Consider the following 18956-nt stretch of genomic DNA (forward strand, 5'->3'; position numbering starts at 1 on the left):
CAGACACTTGCGCTGGGATCAAGTTCGACTCATAAGGTGTTGAACACAATCCGGAATTCCGATAGATTTCCCGCTGGATCGCAAATCGTGAAACTGGAAGGTAACCCGTCAGGGCCATTGGGGGCCACGCCGTCTGCCGCGTTCTGCGGCGAGGACGACCGCGTCACCGTGCTCGCCAGCTACGCGCCGGATGCGATCGAGGATGATCCCGAACTGGCCGGCATTGCCGCGTTCGCCGCACAGCTCACCTCCAGCCCGATAGCGCTCGTCAGCCTGGTCGAGAGCGAGCGGCAGCGCTTCCTCGTGCGTGAAGGGCTGGAAACGCGCGAAACGCCGCGCCCGCTGAGTTTCTGTGCGCACGCGATGCTCGGCGACCAAGTCATGGAAGTATGCGACGCGACCCAGGACCCGCGGTTCGCCGAGAACGAACTCGTGACCGGCGATATGGGTCTTCGCTTCTACGCGGGTGCGCCGCTCGTCTCTCCCGAAGGGGCTCCGCTCGGTGCGCTCTGCGTGATCGACACGGTGCCGCGGCCCGAAGGTCTGACGGATCTCCAGCGCAATGGTCTCGAAGTGCTGGCACGTGCCGTGATGCGGCGGCTGGAGACGCAGCGGACCGAACTGGCAACCAATGCCCGGGAAACCGAAAGCGCTCGCACGATGCGGGAGATCGCCGACCTCTTGCCCGCCATCATCTGGTCGGCGGACGGCGATGGGAACTTCGACTACTTCAACTCGCGCTGGAAAGAGATAACCGGGCTCGATCGACCCAAGGTGACCGACGACTGGCGACCCGTGGTCCATCCCGAGGATACCGACGCGGCATTTGGCGCCTGGGGCGACAGCGCGCAGACCGGCAAGCCGTTCGAGAGCGAATATCGCCTCAAGCATGCGGACGGTTCCTGGCGCTGGACGCTTTCGCGTGCGATCCCGCTCCTGGGCGCGGATGGCACGATCCGCCGCTGGTACGGCACCTTGACTGATGTCGACGACGGTCACCGCGTGTCGGAAAACCGCGACCTGCTCGCCAAGGAGCTGTCGCACCGCATCAAGAACATATTCGCGGTCGTCGCGGGGCTGGTTTCGATCCGCGCGCGGCGGCACAAAGAGGCGAAGGAATTCGCGACCGAACTCATCGACGCAATTCGCTCGCTGGGCCGCGCGCACGACTTCGTCCGCCCTGTCGAAGGCGTGAAAGGCGACAGCCTGCGCGGCCTGCTGAAGGAGCTCATGGCGCCCTATGGTGACGACCGTGCACGCGTGACGATCGGAGGCGCCGATTGCGAGATCGGCCCGCGCGCGGCCACCCCGCTGGCGCTGATCTTTCACGAACTCGCGACCAACTCGGCCAAGTACGGCGCGCTGTCGGTGGAGATCGGCCGGGTCGAGATCGAGATCGACTGCGGTTCCGATGCCGAGCGGGCACGGATATCCTGGCGCGAGCACGGCGGGCCGCCGGCGCCGCAGGTGCCGGGCACCGAAGGCTTCGGCTCGCGGCTCGTCCAGATGTCGATCGAGGGCCAGCTTGGCGGCACGATGGATCGCCGGTTCGAGGCAGGTGGCCTCGCGGTCGACCTGTCGATTCCGCTGAAGTCGATCCGCAGCTAGCCGCCCGCGGGCGACCTCGCTACGCTGGCGGGCGATGCTCGAATTCGTCGATGTCGAAAAGCGCTTCGGTGCGGTCGTCGCGGTGGACGGCGTTTCGCTGACCGTGGCGCGCGGCGCGTCCGTGGCCCTTGTTGGCGCGTCCGGATCGGGCAAGTCGACGCTTCTCGGCATGATCAATCGCCTCGTCGAGCCCGATGCCGGCCGCATTTCGTTCGACGGTACCGATGTCCGCGCGGTCGAGCGGACCGCCCTGCGCCGACGAATCGGCTACGTCTTCCAGTCGATCGGCCTGTTCCCGCACATGGACGTGGCGGCGAACGTCGGCATCGGGCCGAAGGTGACGGGCCAGTCGCTGTCGCCGGAGCGGGCGGGCGAGCTCCTCGACCTCGTCGGGCTCGATCCCGCATACGGCACCCGAATGCCCGATGAGCTGTCCGGCGGGCAGCGCCAGCGCGTCGGAGTCGCCCGCGCCCTGGCCGGCAATCCCGAAGTCCTGCTGATGGACGAGCCGTTCGGCGCGCTCGACCCGGTCACCCGCGACGCGCTGGGCAAGCGGGTGCGGGACCTGCACGAGCGGCTCGGCCTGACGACCGTTCTCGTGACGCACGACATGGCCGAGGCCCTGCTGCTCGCCGATCGGGTGATCGTGATGGAAAGTGGCCGGATCGCCGCCGACGAGACGCCGCGGGCCTTGCTCGCCGGAGCGGGCGGCAGCGCCGCGCAGGCGCTCGTCGCGGTTCCCCGCGCGCAGGCCGACGCGCTCGAGGTGATGCGCCGGTGAGCGAGGTCTTTGAAACGCTCTGGACGCTCGGCGACAAGCTGGCGGCCCATGTCGTGCTGTCCGCTGCGGCGCTGGCGCTGGGCATCGCCGTGGCCCTGCCGCTGGCCGTCTGGGCCAGCCGCTCGCGCACGGTCGAGCGGATCGCGCTCGGCTTCGCCAGCCTCGTCCAGACGATCCCGGCGCTCGCGCTGCTGGCGCTGTTTTTCCCGATACTGCTGAGCCTGCGCGCCCTTTTCGGCGAGGGGCTCCCGGCGCTCGGTTTCCTGCCGGCCCTGCTGGCGCTCGCGCTCTACGCCCTGTTGCCGATCCTGCGCAACGCGGTCACCGCGCGGGCCGAGATGGCGCCCGGAGTCCTGCAGGCGGCGGACGCGGTCGGGATGACAGGGTGGCAGAAGCTGCGGCTGGTCGAAGCGCCGCTCGCCGCGCCCTTCGTGATGGCGGGGATACGCACCGCAGCGGTCTGGACAATTGGCGCGGCGACCCTCTCGACCACGGTCGGCCAGCCGAGCCTGGGCGATCCGATATTCGCAGGCTTGCAGACCCAGACGTGGTCGCTGGTGGTCGCCGGGTGCCTCGCGTCGGCGGGACTCGCGCTGGCGGCCGACGGGCTGCTCGCGCTCGTCGAGCGGGGCATGAAGGCACGGCGACCGGCCCTCGTGTGGACCGGCACCGCGCTGATCGCGGCTGGGCTGGCGGCTGCGCTTCTTGCCGGAACCGGACGCGACCGGGATACCGTCGTCGTCGGAGCGAAGAATTTCTCCGAGCAATATATCCTCGCGCGCCTGATCGGGGACCGCCTGGAAGCCGCGGGATACGCTGTCGAGTATCGCGAAGGACTGGGCTCGGCGGTGGTGCACCGGGCGCTGACCAGCGGCCAGGTCGACGTCTACGTTGACTATTCCGGGACCGTCTGGGCGAACGAGATGAAGCGCGATGGCACCCCGCCGCGCGCGGAGATGCTCGATGCGATCGCGGCGTGGGAAAAGGGCAACGGCGCGCGCATGCTCGGGGCGCTGGGGTTCGAGAATGCCTACGCCTTCGCGATGAAGCAGGAACGTGCCGGCGTGCTGGGCATCGCCTCGCTCGCCGATCTGGCGGCGAAAGGCCGCAATCTTACGCTCGGCGGCGACCTCGAGTTCTTCCGCCGGCCCGAATGGCGGGCGGTCGACGCGGCCTATGGCCTCGGCGCGCTCACCCGGCGCAACTTCGCCCCGACCTTCATGTACGATGCACTCGGTTCGGACGAGGCGGACGTCATCACCGCGTTCTCGTCGGACGGCCGGATCGCCGCCGACCGGCTGGTTGTCCTCGCCGATCCGCGCGGAGCACTGCCCGCCTACGACGCGATACTGCTCATCTCTCCCGGACGTGCCGACGATCGCCGCTTCACCCGGGCGCTCATGCCGCTCGTGGGGGCGATCCCGGTCGAGGCGATGCGCGAGGCGAACTTCATGGTCGACCGGCCGGAAAGCAAGAAAACGCCTGAGCAGGCCGCGCGCTGGCTGGCGGAGCGGGTGGGGAGCTAGTCGGCCTTCTTCCAGAGCTGGGTCTGGCAGAACGGACCGATGCAGCCCTTCACCTCGAGCGTGGTGGCGTTGCGCCGCTTGAGCACCGAGCGATACGACTTCCCGCTCTTGGGATCGTAGATCGTCCCCCGCCACACCAAACCGTCGGACTTGAAGTTCGTCAGGATCGGCAGGCCGAGCAGCTTGCGGCTGCGCTTCGCCTTGTCGGGGTTGTAGATGTCGCGCTGGTCGAGGCCCTGCGGCGGCGGCACGAGGAACTTCGCAAGCCGCCCGCAGCGTGTCGCGCCGCATTCGCCGATGCGGACCTGGCCGTCCTTCTCCTCGGTGGTCCAGAGGCCGTCGACCGAATCGGCGGCGGCGAGCGGTGCAGCGGCGAGCGTGGCGATCATGACGATAAGCGCTCTCACGCGGACTACTCCTCCTTGTCGAACCCTACGCCGTGCGGCCAGCCGGGTGCGGCGAGGCCCATGACCTTGAAAAGATGGCCCATCTGGTCGTCTGCCACAAGCCTGTCGCGGCCTGCGAAAAGCTCGCTGCGCAAGTGCGGGGCGCGCTGCGCGAGTGCATCGGCGCGGGTTTCGATGCCGAGCGCCTTGAGCCAGGACCCTTGCGTCGGCGTGCCCATCCACGTCACCCCGCGCGACTGCGCGACCTTCGCCAGCGTGGCGAAGTCGACGTGCGCGGTCAGGTCCGCCTCGCCGGGCGACGAGAACGGGTCCACCTTGCGATGCGCGCGTACCGCCTGCATCGTCGAGCCGGCGCGCAGGTCTGTGTGGCCATAGTCGATCAGCAATGCGCACCCACCCTGCGCGGCGAGGCGTCCGGCGATCTCGTAGACCACGGCTGCGGCGGCCGGGCTCGTCTCTATGATCGTGCCCTGCCGGCCTTCGCGCCATTCGGGCGGGACCGCGGCGTCCATCGGCTGCGCGCCCGCGACATGGATGAAGGTGTCCCCGTCGAGACCCACCATGCGCTCGCGCCAGCCTTCGGCGGCGCGGACGAGCTGCCGCACCGGCAGAGCGTCGAGGAATTCGTTGCCGACGATGAGCAGCGGAATGTCCATCGGAAGCGTGCCGAGGTCGCCGTGGAAGCGGGCCTCCGGAACCGCCTCGAGCTGGATCTTCTTCAGCGCGGGCGAGCTTTCCACGAAATGGATTTCGGGCTCGAGGCCATAGCGTTTCGCGGTGCGCATCGCGTCGCGCGCAAGGGTACCGCGCCCGGGGCCGAGTTCGACGTAGGCGACCGGCTCCGGACGGCCGGCGCGGATCCACATGTCGGCCAGCCACAGCCCGATCAGTTCGCCGAACATCTGGCTGATTTCCGGCGCCGTGACGAAGTCGCCGTCGGTACCCAGCGGGTCGCGGCCCGCATAGTAGCGCGCATTCGATTCGGCCATGAAATGGGCCAGGCTGATCGGCCCGGTATTGCGGATCAGCCGGCGGAACATGTCCGCCAGCGGCATCTTGTCTTCGGTCATCGGGCGGCGGAGATCATGCTGTCGCGGGCTGGGCCGGCTGGCTCCCGATCGGCGGGCGGGTCAGTGCGCGGATCACGAAGAACAGTCCGACCAGGATCAGCGGAATGGTGAGCCACTGGCCCATGCTGAGCCCGGTCGAGCGCGCGAACTCCTGCAGCTGGGCATCGGGTTCGCGGAAGAACTCGGTGACGAAGCGGGCCATGCCGATGCCGGCGGTGAATACGCCGACGAGCAGCCCCGGCCGCCAGCGGGCTTTCGTTTTCCAGAACAGGAGCAGCATGACGAGAACCATCAGCGCACCCTCGAGCCCGGCCTGGTAGAGCTGGCTCGGGTGACGCGCGAGCTGGGTCGGATCTTCCGGGAAGATCATCGCCCAGGGCACGTCCGGGCCAGCAGCGCGGCCCCACAGCTCGCCGTTGACGAAGTTGGCGAGGCGACCGAACAGCATGCCGAAGGGTACGCACGTCGCGATGTAATCGGCGGTGCGCAGGAAGCTGATCTTGCCCTGGTGGCAGACCCACGCGATCGCCACCAGCACGCCCATCACACCGCCGTGAAAACTCATCCCGCCTTCCCACAGCTTGAGGAATTCGAGCGGGTGGGTCAGCAAGTAGAAATCCGGCGAATAGAACAGAGCATAGCCGAGCCGTCCGCCGAGGATGATGCCGATCGTGCAATAGAAGAACAGGTCGTCGGCGTGGCGCTGCGCCATCGGGCTGCCGGGCGCCTTGATCATCTTCGTGAGGTGCCAGTAGCCGAGGACGATTCCGGCCAGGTACGCGAGTGAATAGAATCGCAGCTCGAAGAAGCCGAGGTCGATTCCCCTACGTAACCCGAGGTCTTCGAAGTGGATGGCCTGCCCGGAAAGCTGGGACGTCTCCGCCAGTAGTGACAGCAGCACGTTTGATCCTTACCTTTGGGATATCCCGCACGGTGGATGCCCCTGTTCGCGCGCGTCTTTGGCATAGCGCAGCGGCGGGCGAAACCCCGGCACACATAAACTGGCTAGAGGATTGCAGCGAACGATGGCGACCGATCTCGACAGGGACATTCAGCGAATTGCCGACCATGTCACGAGCCCCGGCCAGATGTTCGAGACGAAGACGGTCGAACGGCGAGGGGTGCCGATGCCGGCTTTCCTCAACGCCCCGCCGACGCTGGCGCATTACATGGCGCATTTCTCGGTCCTGCATAAGGATGCTGTCTTCATCGTCGACGGAGACCAGCGGCTGACCTTCGGCGAAATGTATGCTGCTGCGTCGAACGTGGCGCACGGCCTGGTCACCCGGCACGGGATGCAGCGCGGCGACCGCGTGGGCATCGCCGCGCGCAATTCGGCCAACTGGATCGCCGCCTACATGGGCGTGCTGATGGGCGGCGGTTGCGCCACCCTGCTCAACGGCTGGTGGACCGGCGAAGAGCTCGCCTACGGCATCAACCTGTGCGAGTGTTCGCTCGTGCTCGCCGACCCGCAACGCGCCGCGCGGCTCGACGGGATCGAGCATGACGCCAAGGTCGTGGTGTTCACTCACGACGGACCGCCGTCGGCCGGTCTCGAGCCGGTCTGGGCCGAAGGCGACACCGCCGCGACGATGCTCGGCACGCTCGGGCCGGACGACCTTGCTACCATTCTCTACACCTCGGGCTCGACCGGTTTTCCCAAGGGCGCCTATTCCGATCACCTCGGGGTGGTCAGCGGGGTGATGAACTACGTCTGCCAGATGGCGACGCTGCTCCAGCTCTTCACCGAGCGCGGCGAGGCGCCGAGCGTGCAGCCGAGCGCGCTGGTCAGCGTTCCGCTGTTCCACGTGACCGGCGAAATCCCGCTGTTCCTTCAGAGCTTCGCAATGGGCCGCAAGCTCGTCCTGATGCCCAAGTGGGACGCGACCGAGGCGCTGCGCCTGCTCGACGAAGAGAAGATCACCTACTTCGTCGGCGTTCCGCTGATGAGTTACGAACTGGCCACCCACCCCGACCGCGACAAGTACGACCTGTCGCAGTGCAAGAGCTTCGCCGCCGGCGGCGCGCCGCGCCCCCCCGAGCACGTGAACAAGATTCGCGAGGCGTTTCCCGACGGCTTCCCGCTGCTGGGCTATGGCCTGACCGAGACCAACGCGGTCGGCTGCGGCAACCTCAACGAGAACTACATGGCCAAGCCCGGGTCGACCGGGACGGCGTCGCGCCCCCTAGTCGACCTCGCGATCCTCGACGACGACGGCAAGCCGCTCGATCAGGGCAAGGTCGGCGAAGTGTGCATTCGCTCGGTGTGCAACTTCCTCGGCTACTGGAAGAACGAGGACGCCACCCGCGCCGCCTATACCGACGACGCCTATTTTCGCACCGGCGACCTCGGCTACCTCGACGAGGACGGCTATCTCTTCATCGTCGACCGCAAGAAGGACATCATCATCCGCGGGGGCGAGAACATCAGCTGTATCGAGGTCGAGCAGGAGATCTACGCCCACCCGCACATCGCCGAATGCTCGGTCTTCGGGATTCCCGACGAACGGCTCGGAGAGATTCCGGCGGCGGTTTACCTCGTCAAGGAGGGCCACGACGTCGATCCCGAGGACCTCAAGGAATTCCTCGCCGAGCGGCTCGCCAAGTTCAAGATTCCGCAGTTTCTCTGGCATGTCGAGGATGCGCTGCCGCGGCTTGGCACCCAGAAGATCGACAAGCCGACCCTGCGCGCGCGCTATCAGGCGCTCGCCGAAAAAGCCGGAACCGCTTGAACCAGCAACGCATCCCCCACCAGCGCGAGGTCATCGATCGCCGCGCGCTCGCCGATGACATCGCCGGGCTGGTCGCCGCGAAGGGCGCCGGAGCTCGGCCCGAGATCGTCGCCGCGCTCAAGGCTGCGCTCGAGGCGGGCCGCGCCGAACTCGACCGACGGCTCGAGGAAAAGCCGAGCGCTGGGCACGAGATCACCGGCGGGCACTCGTTCCTGATCGACCAGATCGTCCGCACGATCCACGACCACGTGATCGCCGACGTCTATCCGGCGATCAACCGGTCGACCGCCGAACGGCTGACGCTGGTCGCGGTCGGCGGCTACGGCCGCGCCGAGATGGCGCCGCATTCGGACGTCGACATCGCCTTCATCCACCCGACCCGGCAGGCCCAGTGGTGCGAGCAGGTGATCGAGGCGATGCTCTATTATCTCTGGGACCTCGGCCTGAAGGTCGGCCATTCGAGCCGTTCGGTCGACGACACGATCCGCATGGCCAAGTCAGACCTTACGATCCGGACCGCCCTGCTCGAGGGGCGCTACATCTGGGGCGACCAGGACCTTTACGACGAGGTCAGCCGCCGTTTCGCCGACGAGGTGGTCAAGGGCACCGAGAAGCAATTCGTCACCGACAAGCTGGAAGAGCGCAACGCGCGGCACAAGCGCATGGGCGACAGCCGCTACGTGGTCGAGCCCAACGTGAAGGACGGCAAGGGGGGGCTGCGCGACCTTCAGACGCTCTACTGGATCGGGAAATACATCCACAAGGTGCGGGTTGCCGCGGACCTCGTCGAGGTCGGGCTGTTCACCGCGGCCGAGTACCGCAGCTTCCGCCGCGCCGAGGGCTTCATGCTGGCGGTGCGCTGCCACCTCCACACGATCACCGGCCGGGCCGAGGACCGCCTGACGTTCGACCTCCAGCGCGCGGTCGCCGCGCGGATGAATTTCGCCGACCGGCCTGGCAAGAGCGCGGTCGAGCGCTTCATGCAGTTCTACTTTCTCCAGGCGAAGCGCGTCGGTGCGCTGACTGGAGTGTTCCTCGCCCACATCGACGAGCAGTTCGCCAGGTCGCGGGCGCGCAAGGGCTTGCTCGCCAGCTTCACCCCGCGTGCGCGCGAACTGAAGGGGTACCGGGTCTACGGGGGGCGCATAGCCGCGCCCGGCGACGACTGGTTCGCGAAGGACCCGGTGCGCCTGATCGAGGTGTTCCAGCTCGCCGAGGCGAACGGGCTGGAAGTGCACCCGGAGACGATGCGGCAGGCGTCGCGCGATTCCGGGCTCATCCGCGGGGCCGTGCGCGACGATCCGCGCGCCAACGCCCTGTTCCTCGACCTTCTCGCGGGCCGCAACGATCCCGAGACGGTGCTGCGCTGGATGAACGAGGCGGGGGTCTTCGGCCGCTTCGTGCCCGACTTCGGGCGGGTCAACGCCCAGATGCAGTTCGACATGTACCACCACTACACGGTCGACGAGCACACGATCCGCGCGATCGGCCTCCTGAGCCGGATCGAGAAGGGCGAACTGACCGCCGACCATCCCCGGTCCGCGCGGCTGATCCACGAGGTTGCGAGCCGGCGCGTCGCCTATGTCGCGGCGCTGCTCCACGACATCGCCAAGGGTCGCGGCGGCGATCACTCAGTGCTCGGCGGCGACGTGGCGGAGGAGCTGTGCCCGCGCTTCGGTCTTGACGAGGGCGAGACGGCGCTCGTCGCGTGGCTCGTGCGCCAGCACCTGCTCATGAGCCGCACCGCCTTCAAGCGCGATTTGACCGACCCCAAGACGATCGAGGATTTCGTGTCCGAGGTCCAGGGCCTCGAGCGGCTGCGGCACCTGATGATCCTGACGGCGATCGACATCCGCGCGGTCGGTCCGGGGACGTGGAACTCGTGGAAGGGCCAGCTTCTCGGCGAGCTCTACGATTCCGCCGAGGAACGCCTGCGTCTCGGCCACATGAGCCACGGCCGCAAGGAACGGGTGGCGGCCAAGAAGGAGGCCGTGCGCGAGAAGCTGGGCGACAAGGCAGGGCTGCTCAAGTTGTACGGCGACCGGTTCGACGACAGTTACTGGATCGCCGAAGCCGAGGACATCGCCGCGCTCAACCTGGTGCATTATGGCCTGAGCCACGAGGAACAAGGCAACCTATCGGTCCACTGCGAGGTCTATCCATCGCGCGGGGCGACCCTGGTGACGGTGATCGCCGCGGACCACCCCGGCCTGTTCTATCGCATCGCCGGGGGCATCCACCTTGCGGGCGGCAACATCATCGATGCGCGGATTCACACCACGCGAACCGGGTGGGCGGTCGACAACTTCCTCGTGCAGGACCCGCACGGCCGGCCTTTTGCCGAAGCCGCGCAGCTCGAACGGCTGAAGGCATCGATCGCCGATGCGCTCGCCAACCGGACGGCCTTGGTGCCGCAACTGGCGAAGCGCCCGCTGCCCCACAGCCGGGCGAAGGCGTTCGACGTGCGGCCGGTCGTCTCGTTCGACAACCAGGCCTCGGGCCGCTTCACGGTGATCGAGGTCAACGCCCGCGACCGGGCCGCGCTGCTCAACCGGCTGGCCCGGGCGCTGTTCGAAAACCGGCTGGTGGTCCACTCGGCGCACATCACCAACTACGGCGAGCGCGCTGCGGATACGTTCTACGTGACCGACCTGACCGGGGGCAAGGTGACCGGTTCGGCCCGGCTCAAGGCAATCGAGTTGGCCCTGCTCGCCGCGGCGAGCGACGAGCGCCAGGCCGAACTCGAAAACGCCTGATCAGCGCGAGCTGGCGACCCGCACCGTGCGGGCGTCGCCAAAGGACTCGCGGCCCCTGGCGATATCTGCTTCGGTCTCTTTCGCGGCAGCGTCCGCGTCGAGCCCGCGCGCAACCCGCAGACGCACGCCGCTTTCACGATAGGCGGTTTCCTGGACCAGGCACTTGCCGTCCAGCGACCCCGTGTACTCGTTTCCGGTGGCGGTGGCCGCAAGGCACGCGGTGAAGCTGCGCGCGGCGCGGGCGAAGGAGCGCTCGGCATCTGCACCGTCCTGCGCGAAGGCAGGCGCGGCAATAGCGAGCGCGGCGGTTGCGACACCGAAAAGGGCAAAGCGAGACATCGCGGACTCCTGTTCTGGAGCCACGACCCTATCGTTCACAGGTTAAAGCCCGGCAGGGAGATTTGCCTAACGCGGAGGCGCCGCGCGTTCACCAAACAGGGCGCTGCCGACACGAACGTGGGTTGCGCCGAGCATGATTGCCGTCTCGAAATCGCTGCTCATGCCCATGCTGAGGCTTCCAAGGCCGTTGTCCCGCGCGAGCTTGTCGAGGAAAGCGAAGAATGGCGCGGGCTCGAGATCGGCCGGGGGCACGCACATCAGGCCGATCAGCGGGATGCTCGCGTCGCGCGCCTGGGCGAGCAACGCGGGGAGATCGGCGACCGGACAGCCGCCCTTCTGCGGCTCCTCGCCGACATCGACCTGGACGAAGCACGGGATTTGCCGCCCGATCTTGTCGAACGCCTTGGCGAGCGCGGTGACGAGGCTGGGGCGGTCGAGCGAGTGGATGCAGTCGAACAGCCGTGCGGCGTCCTCCGCCTTGTTCGACTGGAGTTGCCCGACGAGGTGGAGCTCGACGCCTTCGTAGCGCTCGCGCAGGTCGGGCCATTTGGCCGCGGCCTCCTGCACCCGGTTCTCGCCGAACACCCGGTGGCCGGCGTCGAGCAAGGGGGCGATGGCCTCGGGGCCGTGGGTCTTGCTGATGGCGATCAGCGATACTTCGGCGGGCTCGCGCCGCGCGATCTTGCAGGCGCGGGCGATACGATCGTGGATTTCGGTCAGGGCTAACGCTGCATTCATCTCGGGGGTGCGCTATAGCGGGGTCATGGGACAGCGCCAGCCACTCCCCGATCTTTGGCTCCTTTCGGACGCTCGCAACGACGAATTGCTGCCGCGCGCATTGCGCGGCCTGCCGCGCGGCTCGGCGTTCGTCTATCGCCACTACCACCTCGACCCCCGAGCGCGGCGCGCGCGCTGGGACGAACTTCTGCCGCTCGTGCGCGAGGGCGGCCACCTGGCGGTCCTGTCCGGGAGCGACGACGAAGCGGTGCTTTGGGGCGCCAATGGTTCGTATGGCCCGCCCGAGGCGGTGGGTGATGCGCCCCAGCTGCTCCGCGTTGCCGCGGTCCACGACGGGCACGAGATCGCGCACGCCAACGCCGCCGGGGCCGACGCCGCGATGCTCTCGCCGGTGTTCGAGACGCGGACCCACCCCAATGCCGTGCCGCTCGGCCCGGAAAAGTTCCACGCGCTCGCCGCGCTCGCCGAGATGCCGGTGATCGCGCTGGGGGGTATGACCTTCGAGCGGGCGAAGGAACTGGGCTGGATGCGCTGGGCTGCGATCGACGGTCTGGCACTGAAACAGGATTCCTAGCCAGGATTCTTGACGCGGGAGTCCCGCGCCTGCGATAAAGCGACCCTGACGGATCGAGGGGAGCAGCAATGGCTACACGCGCAATCGGACGCGCAGGCGCACGGGCGCCGGCGGCGGACTGGCGCGCGGCGTTTCGCCGGTCGCTGCGCCGCGCGCTCCAGGTCAGCGGTGCCGCCGGCCTCTTCGCCGCGATGCTGTTCCTTGGCCTTGCGCTTGCCAGCTATACCCAGACCGATCCCAGCGCATCGACCGCGGCGGCGGGTGATGACGTGCGCAACTGGATGGGGCCAACGGGCGCCTGGGTCGCCGAGCGGGTCTATTTCCTGTTCGGCGTGACCGGCATTCTCCTGCTGCCGCTGCTGTATGTCTCCGCGCGCAAGCTGTGGCGCGACGTGGAGGAAGACGACCGCGACGAACGCACGCGCTGGTGGCGTCCACTGGGATTGCTGCTGTTCTCAATGGCGTTGATCGGGACGGTCCTGTCGCTGACATTCGATCGCCCGGGCGGCTCGCTGCCCGCATCGATGGGCGGGATATCGGGCCTGCTGGGTGCGGGCGCGATCGAGGCGGTCGCCGGGCGGCTGGGTGAAAGTGCCAGCGGCTGGGTGATCCTCGGGCTCGCGCTTGCCGCGCTCGCGGGCGGCGTGGCCGGGGTGACCAAGGTATTCGCGCTCGACTGGGTCCAACTGCTTACCTTGCCGCGCTTCCTCAAGCGCGCACCCGCGCTTCCCGACATCGACCTGCCGTTCGTGCCGAAGCCAGCGCGCAGGAGCCGGCAGGCCGAGCCCGAGGAGCCGCCGCAGTTCGCGGAGCGCCGCGCGCCCGAAATCGCCGATCCCGCAGCTGCGCCGCGCGCTGCAAAGCCCGTGGGCAAGAAGGCGCAGAAGGATCTTTTTGCCAACTACCAGCTGCCGAGCCTCGACCTGCTCGAGGAGCCGCCGGTCCATGCCGCGCCCAAGCTCGACAAGCTGGCGCTCGAACGCAACGCCCGCCTGCTCGAGACCGTGCTCGACGATTTCAACGTGAAGGGCGAGATCACCGCGGTGCGTACCGGCCCGGTGGTGACGATGTACGAGCTCGAACCCGCGCCGGGCATCAAGGCGAGCCGCGTGATCGGCCTTGCCGAAGACATCGCCCGCAACATGAGCGCGATCAGCGCACGCGTGTCGTCGATTCCCGGCAAGACCGTGATGGGCATCGAGCTGCCCAACGCCGACCGGCAGATGGTGGCTCTGAAGGAACTGGCCGCCTGCGACGCCTTTGTGAACGCGCGCGGCAGCCTGCCGATCATCCTCGGCAAGGACATCGCCGGCGAGCCGATCGTGGCAGACCTTGCCGCGATGCCGCACCTTCTGGTCGCGGGCACCACCGGTTCGGGCAAGTCGGTCGGATTGAACTGCATCCTGCTCTCGCTGCTCTACAAGTTCACGCCCGACGAGTGCCGCCTGATCCTGATCGATCCCAAGGTGCTGGAGCTCAAGAGCTACGACGACATCCCGCACCTGCTTTCGCCGGTGGTGACCGAGCCGTCAAAGTCGGTCCGCGCCCTCAAGTGGGCGGTCGAGGAAATGGAACGCCGCTATCGCCAGATGTCGAGCATCGGCGCGCGCAACATCGCCGGCTTCAACGAGCGGGTGCGCACCGCCGCCGCCAAGGGCAAGCCGCTCGGCCGCAGGGTCCAGACCGGGTTCGATCCCGACACGGGCGAGGAGATCTTCGAGGAAGAGCAGCTCGATTACGCGCCGCTGCCGCAGATCGTGCTGATCGTCGACGAGCTGGCGGACCTCATGGTCACCGTCGGCAAGGAGATCGAGGTGCTGATCCAGCGCCTTTCGCAGAAGAGCCGCGCGGCGGGCATCCACCTGATCATGGCGACCCAGCGCCCCTCGGTCGACGTCATCACCGGCGTCATCAAGGCCAACCTGCCCACCCGCATCAGCTTCAACGTGACGAGCCGGATCGACAGCCGCACGATCCTCGGCGAACAGGGCGCCGAACAGCTGCTGGGCAAGGGCGACATGCTCTACAAGCCGAGCACGGGCGCTCTGGTGCGGGTCCACGGTCCGTTCGTGTCCGACGAGGAAGTCGAGGCCATCGCCGAGCACTGGCGCGGGCAGGGCAAGCCCGACTACGTCGACGCCGTCACCGAGGAGCCCGAGGAAGGTTTTGGCTTCAGCTTCGACGACGAACTCACCGCGTCCGACAATCCCGAAGAGCGCAAGTATCGCCAGGCTTGCCAGATCGTCTTCGAGCACCAGAAGGCGTCCGGCTCATGGCTCCAGCGTCAGATGGGCGTGGGCTACAACACCGCGGCGAAATGGATCGAGAAGATGGAGGAAGACGGCCTCGTCGGCCCCGCCAACCACGTCGGCCGGCGCGACATCTATCGCGACAAGGACGGCAATCCCCTGTGAAGTCGGGTGCGGATGTGTTGCAAGGGCAACACATATGTTTATTCGGTTGGGCGTCCCTATTGCAATCTTGCGCCATTGCTATGGATTTGAGTAACTTCTCTGTCCTGGACTAGGGAGGTTCACTACATGATTGCTCGACGTCACCGGCTGCTCGCCGGAACCGCCGCCATATTCGCCGCCGCTGCTTCACAACCCGTTTTCGCCCAGGACTCCGGCAGCACGCCCGAGGCCGACGAAGGCACTTCGATCGTCGTTATCGGCACCCGCCGTACCGACCGCTCGGTGACCGACTCCCCCTCGCCGATCGACGTCATCGGCGCGACCGAACTGGGTCAGCAGCCAGCGGCCGACATGCTCGAGACGGTGCGTAACATCGTGCCTTCGTTCTTCGTGCCGCAGAACACGATCTCCGACGCGTCGACCTTCGTCCGCCCGCCGTCGCTGCGCGGCCTCGGTGCCGACCAGATCCTCGTGATGGTCAACGGCAAGCGCTACAACCGTGCCGCGCTGGTGCAGGTCTACTCCGGCGCCGACACCGCGCTGTCCTATGGCTCGCAGGGCGCCGATATCTCGAACATCCCGGCGATTTCGGTCAAGAACCTGCAGATCCTGCGCGACGGCGCGACCGCGCAATACGGTTCGGACGCTATCGGCGGCGTCATCAACTACCAGATCCGCGACGATGCCGGGTTCGAGCTCCAGGGTCTCTGGGGCGAGACTTACGAAGGCGACGGCGAGCGCATCCAGGTCGGCGCCTACGCCGGCTTCAACTTCGCCGATTCGGGTTTCCTGACCCTGTCGGGCGAATGGTACGATGCCGACGGTACGAGCCGCGGCCGCACCCGCCCGACCGCGGTCAACTTCGCGACCGTCAATCCGTCGCTCGCCAATACCATTCCCAACTTCACCGAAGGTCTGCCCGCGCAGATCTGGGGTTCTTCTCCCGGTGATGGCCTCAAGCTGTTCGGCAACGCCGGTATCGACCTCGCCGGTGATTCCGCGCAGCTCTACCTGACGGTCAACTACGCCGAGAGCACCGCCAACCAGAGCTTCAACTACCGTCCCTCGCTCAGCGCGAACGGCCTGGTCGTCAACGACGGCTCGGGTACCCCGGCGACGCGCAACAACGGCCGCAACGGATCGTTCAACACGATCTTCCTGACGCCGTGCCCCGCCAACAACGCAACCTGCCCTGCAGGCGGCTTTGTGCAGGACAGCAACGTCTTCCTGTTCAGCTCGATCTACCCGGGCGGCTTTACGCCGCGCTTCATCGGCGATGTCGAGCAGCTATACGGCACGGCCGGCGTCAAGGGTGAACTCGGAGGCGGGCTGACCTACGATTTGTCGGCGACGATGGCGCGCAACTCGCTCTCGCTGTCGATGACCGACTCGCTCAGTCCTTCGTTCGGTCCGCAGAGCCAGACCGAGTTCTTCTTCGGCGACCTCATCCAGCGCGAGCAGACCTACAACCTCGACCTGACCTATCCGCTCGAGGTCGGTTTCGCGAGCCCGATCACGCTGTCGGGCGGCGCCGAGTACCGGCGCGAGGAATACGAAAAGACCGTCGGCGATACCCAGTCGTATGCCGCCGGCCCATTTGCCCGCCAGCCTCTCTACTCGCTGGTCTCGCCGGGCGTATACGCACCAGTCCTCAACACGCCCACCTGCCCGCGGTTCGATTCGGCTCAACCGGCCACCAACCAGTGCGTAGCCAGCCAGTCGCCCGCCGCGAGCGGCTACGGCGGCGTGAGCCCGGCCTTCGCCGGTGCGAGCAGCCAGAACAGCTACGGCTTCTACGTCGGCGCCGAGGCGGACATCACCGAGGCGTTCACGATGGGCGTCGCGGGCCGCTACGAGGACTACAGCACCTTCGGCAGCGCTTTCGTGTGGAAGGCCAATGCGCTCGCCGAGCTGAGCCCGGCGTTCTCCGTCCGCGCAACCGTGGGCACGGGCTTCCACGCGCCGTCGCCGGGTCAGAACAACACCCAGATCGTCACCACCAACTTCCGCAGCGGCAACGCGGTCCAGACCGGCACCTATCCGGTGTCGAGCTCGATCGCGCAGTTCTACGGTGCGGAATCGCTGCGTCCGGAGCGGTCGAACAACTATGGCGCGGGGTTCATCCTCAAGCCGTTCGACGCCTTCACGCTGACGGTCGACGGCTACATCATCGACGTGCGCAACCGCATCGGCATCTCGCAGACGTTCACCGTGACGGCTGCCGACCTCGCTGCGCTGCCCGCACTGTCGATCGTGGGCGTCGGGGGTGACGTGAACTACTTCACCAACGGCTTCAACACCTCGACCAAGGGCATCGACGCGGTGGCGAGCTACCGTACGAACCTGGCCGGCGGTTCGCTCAACGCGACGCTCGCCTACGCCCTCAACAAGAGCAAGGTGACTGAGTTCAACCCGTCGGTGATCAGCGCGGCGCAGCGGTTCAACATCGCCAACCTGCCTCCCAAGCACCGCCTGAACGCCTCGGCGAACTGGCAGATGGGCGATTTCCAGCTCAACAGCCGGGTGAATTACTTCAGCTCGTGGGCCAACCAGCTCGAGTATCCGGGCCAGCGGTTCAGCGGGAAGGCGACCGTCGACCTCGACGCGAGCTACACCTTCATGGACCACTTCACGCTGACGGTGGGCGCGAACAACCTGTTCGACACCTACCCCGACCGCATCGCGCCGACGACCACCAACCCGATCTACGCGCTGACCGACAGCCTTGCCGACGGCCAGGTCTACCCGCGCTCGGGCGGTCCGTTCGGTATCAACGGAGGCTTCTACTACGTGCGCCTGCGCGTGAAGTACTGAGCCTTACGCGCCACGCGCAAAAGAAAGGGCCCCGCCGGAGCGATCCGGCGGGGCCCTCCTCTTTGGGGCCGGGAGGCCGAAGGCTTACTTGAGCCCGTCGGCGGTCATCCCGGTGCCGTCGGTCGCGGCCTTGGCGGCGGCGGCCTGGACATCGTCCGGTGCGGCAACGAAGCCGATCTTGGCGAGCGGGCCGTCCTTGCCCCAGCTCTTGGTCCAGGTCGCGAGGAACTCGGCGAGGCCCGGGATCACGCCGATGTGCGCCTTCTTGACGTAGACGTAGAGCGGGCGCGCGCCCGGGTAGCTGAAGTTCGAGATGTTCTCGTAGGTCGCCAGCACGCCGTTCATCGGCAGGTCCTGCAGCTTCTCGATGTTCTCCTCGAGGTACGAGTAGCCGAAGATGCCGACGGCCTTCGGGTTGCCCTCGATCTTCTGCACGATCAGGTTGTCCTGCTCGCCCTGGTCGACATAGGCGCCATCGGCGCGGACTTCGGTGCAGAGCTGCTCGTACTTGTCCTTGTCGCTGTCTTTCATCGCCTTCATCGCCGGGTCGCTCTCGCAGCCCTTCTGGAGGACCAGTTCCTTGAGCGCGTCGCGCGTGCCCGAAGTGGACGGCGGGCCGTAGACGAGGATCGGGTCGGCGGGGAGCGAGGGGTCGACGTCCTTCCAGGTCTTGGCGGTCTGCTCCTTGCCGAACGGCTTGGCGGCGAGCGCCTTGTAGACGATCTCGGGGCTGAGGTTCATCGTGATCCCGCCCTTGGCCGAAGCGAAGGCGATCCCGTCGAGCCCGACCTGGATCTCCACCACGTCGGTTACGCCGTTCTTCTGGCAATCTTCGAACTCGCTCGCCTTCAGGCGGCGGCTGGCATTGACCATGTCGGGGTGCTGCGCACCGACGCCGGCGCAGAACAGCTTGATGCCGCCGCCGGTGCCGGTCGATTCGATCAGCGGGCTCTTCATGCCCGGGTTCGCCGCGACGAACTCTTCGGCGACCTTCTTGGCGAAGGGATAGACGGTCGACGAGCCGACCGCGCGAATCGAATCGCGGCTGCCCGAGGCGCCGCCGCCGCTGCCGCCGCACGCGGCCAGCGCGACGGTGGAAAGTGTGACGAACGCGATGGTCTTGAACTTGGTCATTTCGAAGTATGCCCTCTGTTTAGGTCGTGTGCGCCGCTAGCGGCGCGATGTGACACGGGAATG

At 67.2% G+C, this 18956-nt stretch carries 14 protein-coding genes; 8 read left to right on the forward strand and 6 right to left on the reverse strand.

The window, feature by feature from the left end; all coding sequences use genetic code 11:
- Positions 1–87: 87 nt before the first annotated feature.
- From A6F68_RS03625 to A6F68_RS03635, 3 genes are read left to right on the forward strand one after another with little or no spacing between them, the layout of a single operon-like run.
- Positions 88–1608: a sensor histidine kinase gene (locus tag A6F68_RS03625; protein ID WP_232308191.1), complete on the forward strand. Its 1521-nt coding sequence runs from the start codon at positions 88–90 to the stop codon at positions 1606–1608.
- 34 nt (positions 1609–1642) lie between these two features.
- Positions 1643–2389 (forward strand): ATP-binding cassette domain-containing protein, encoded by a 747-nt coding sequence (locus tag A6F68_RS03630; protein ID WP_067676449.1) that lies wholly within the window; start codon positions 1643–1645, stop codon positions 2387–2389.
- A complete protein-coding gene (locus A6F68_RS03635) occupies positions 2386–3915 on the forward strand; it encodes an ABC transporter permease/substrate-binding protein (RefSeq protein ID WP_067676452.1) in 1530 nt (509 codons plus the stop codon). Before A6F68_RS03630 ends, A6F68_RS03635 begins: the two co-directional genes overlap by 4 nt.
- Here A6F68_RS03635 and A6F68_RS03640 read toward each other — a convergent pair.
- From A6F68_RS03640 to lgt, 3 genes are read right to left on the reverse strand one after another with little or no spacing between them, the layout of a single operon-like run.
- A complete protein-coding gene (locus A6F68_RS03640; protein WP_232308192.1) occupies positions 3912–4322 on the reverse strand; it encodes a DUF2147 domain-containing protein in 411 nt (136 codons plus the stop codon). The two genes, A6F68_RS03635 and A6F68_RS03640, sit on opposite strands and share 4 nt — an antisense overlap.
- A gap of 5 nt (positions 4323–4327) precedes the next feature.
- Entirely contained in the window at positions 4328–5392 is a 1065-nt protein-coding gene (locus A6F68_RS03645; protein ID WP_067676458.1) for a class I SAM-dependent methyltransferase, read from the reverse strand.
- A gap of 13 nt (positions 5393–5405) precedes the next feature.
- Positions 5406–6290 (reverse strand): prolipoprotein diacylglyceryl transferase, encoded by an 885-nt coding sequence (lgt, locus tag A6F68_RS03650; protein WP_067682000.1) that lies wholly within the window; start codon positions 6288–6290, stop codon positions 5406–5408.
- 127 nt (positions 6291–6417) lie between these two features.
- Between lgt and A6F68_RS03655 the strand changes: the two genes are divergently transcribed.
- Positions 6418–8124, forward strand: a complete 1707-nt coding sequence (locus A6F68_RS03655) for a class I adenylate-forming enzyme family protein (protein ID WP_067676461.1) — start codon at positions 6418–6420, stop codon at positions 8122–8124.
- Complete coding sequence (locus A6F68_RS03660) at positions 8121–10880, forward strand: [protein-PII] uridylyltransferase (protein WP_067676464.1); 2760 nt, start codon at positions 8121–8123, stop codon at positions 10878–10880. The genes A6F68_RS03655 and A6F68_RS03660 overlap by 4 nt, the downstream gene beginning before the upstream one ends.
- Here the strand turns inward: A6F68_RS03660 and A6F68_RS03665 are convergent, their stop codons facing one another.
- On the reverse strand, positions 10881–11219 hold the full coding sequence (locus A6F68_RS03665; RefSeq protein WP_157096635.1) for a hypothetical protein: 339 nt from the start codon (positions 11217–11219) through the stop codon (positions 10881–10883). It abuts the gene before it with no gap.
- Positions 11220–11285: 66 nt separating this feature from the next.
- Positions 11286–11957: a YggS family pyridoxal phosphate-dependent enzyme gene (locus A6F68_RS03670; protein WP_067676470.1), complete on the reverse strand. Its 672-nt coding sequence runs from the start codon at positions 11955–11957 to the stop codon at positions 11286–11288.
- 25 nt (positions 11958–11982) lie between these two features.
- Here A6F68_RS03670 and A6F68_RS03675 point away from each other — a divergent pair, with 25 nt between their 5' ends.
- The 3 genes from A6F68_RS03675 to A6F68_RS03685 all read left to right on the forward strand — a co-directional run bounded on the left by A6F68_RS03675 (position 11983) and on the right by A6F68_RS03685 (position 17759).
- Positions 11983–12531: a thiamine phosphate synthase gene (locus tag A6F68_RS03675; RefSeq protein ID WP_067682003.1), complete on the forward strand. Its 549-nt coding sequence runs from the start codon at positions 11983–11985 to the stop codon at positions 12529–12531.
- Positions 12532–12599: 68 nt separating this feature from the next.
- Positions 12600–14945 (forward strand): DNA translocase FtsK, encoded by a 2346-nt coding sequence (locus tag A6F68_RS03680; RefSeq protein ID WP_067676473.1) that lies wholly within the window; start codon positions 12600–12602, stop codon positions 14943–14945.
- 126 nt (positions 14946–15071) lie between these two features.
- Positions 15072–17759, forward strand: coding sequence for a TonB-dependent receptor plug domain-containing protein (locus A6F68_RS03685; RefSeq protein WP_067676475.1), 2688 nt, complete (start codon positions 15072–15074; stop codon positions 17757–17759).
- Positions 17760–17843: 84 nt separating this feature from the next.
- On the opposite strand, the gene A6F68_RS03690 is transcribed toward A6F68_RS03685, so the two are convergent.
- Positions 17844–18893 (reverse strand): substrate-binding domain-containing protein, encoded by a 1050-nt coding sequence (locus tag A6F68_RS03690; RefSeq protein WP_067676478.1) that lies wholly within the window; start codon positions 18891–18893, stop codon positions 17844–17846.
- Positions 18894–18956 lie beyond the last annotated feature (63 nt).

Source organism: Tsuneonella dongtanensis (genome assembly GCF_001698205.1).
GTDB classification, from domain to species: domain Bacteria; phylum Pseudomonadota; class Alphaproteobacteria; order Sphingomonadales; family Sphingomonadaceae; genus Tsuneonella; species Tsuneonella dongtanensis.

Bases quoted from the DNA above. Each gene is read 5' to 3' on its own strand.
- A6F68_RS03670 (WP_067676470.1), bottom strand. From the start codon at position 11,957: ATGAATGCAGCGTTAGCCCTGACCGAAATCCACGATCGTATCGCCCGC.
- A6F68_RS03690 (WP_067676478.1), bottom strand. From the start codon at position 18,893: ATGACCAAGTTCAAGACCATCGCGTTCGTCACACTTTCCACCGTCGCG.
- A6F68_RS03675 (WP_067682003.1), top strand. From the start codon at position 11,983: ATGGGACAGCGCCAGCCACTCCCCGATCTTTGGCTCCTTTCGGACGCT.
- A6F68_RS03645 (WP_067676458.1), bottom strand. From the start codon at position 5,392: ATGACCGAAGACAAGATGCCGCTGGCGGACATGTTCCGCCGGCTGATC.
- A6F68_RS03685 (WP_067676475.1), top strand. From the start codon at position 15,072: ATGATTGCTCGACGTCACCGGCTGCTCGCCGGAACCGCCGCCATATTC.
- A6F68_RS03680 (WP_067676473.1), top strand. From the start codon at position 12,600: ATGGCTACACGCGCAATCGGACGCGCAGGCGCACGGGCGCCGGCGGCG.
- A6F68_RS03665 (WP_157096635.1), bottom strand. From the start codon at position 11,219: ATGTCTCGCTTTGCCCTTTTCGGTGTCGCAACCGCCGCGCTCGCTATT.
- A6F68_RS03655 (WP_067676461.1), top strand. From the start codon at position 6,418: ATGGCGACCGATCTCGACAGGGACATTCAGCGAATTGCCGACCATGTC.
- A6F68_RS03630 (WP_067676449.1), top strand. From the start codon at position 1,643: ATGCTCGAATTCGTCGATGTCGAAAAGCGCTTCGGTGCGGTCGTCGCG.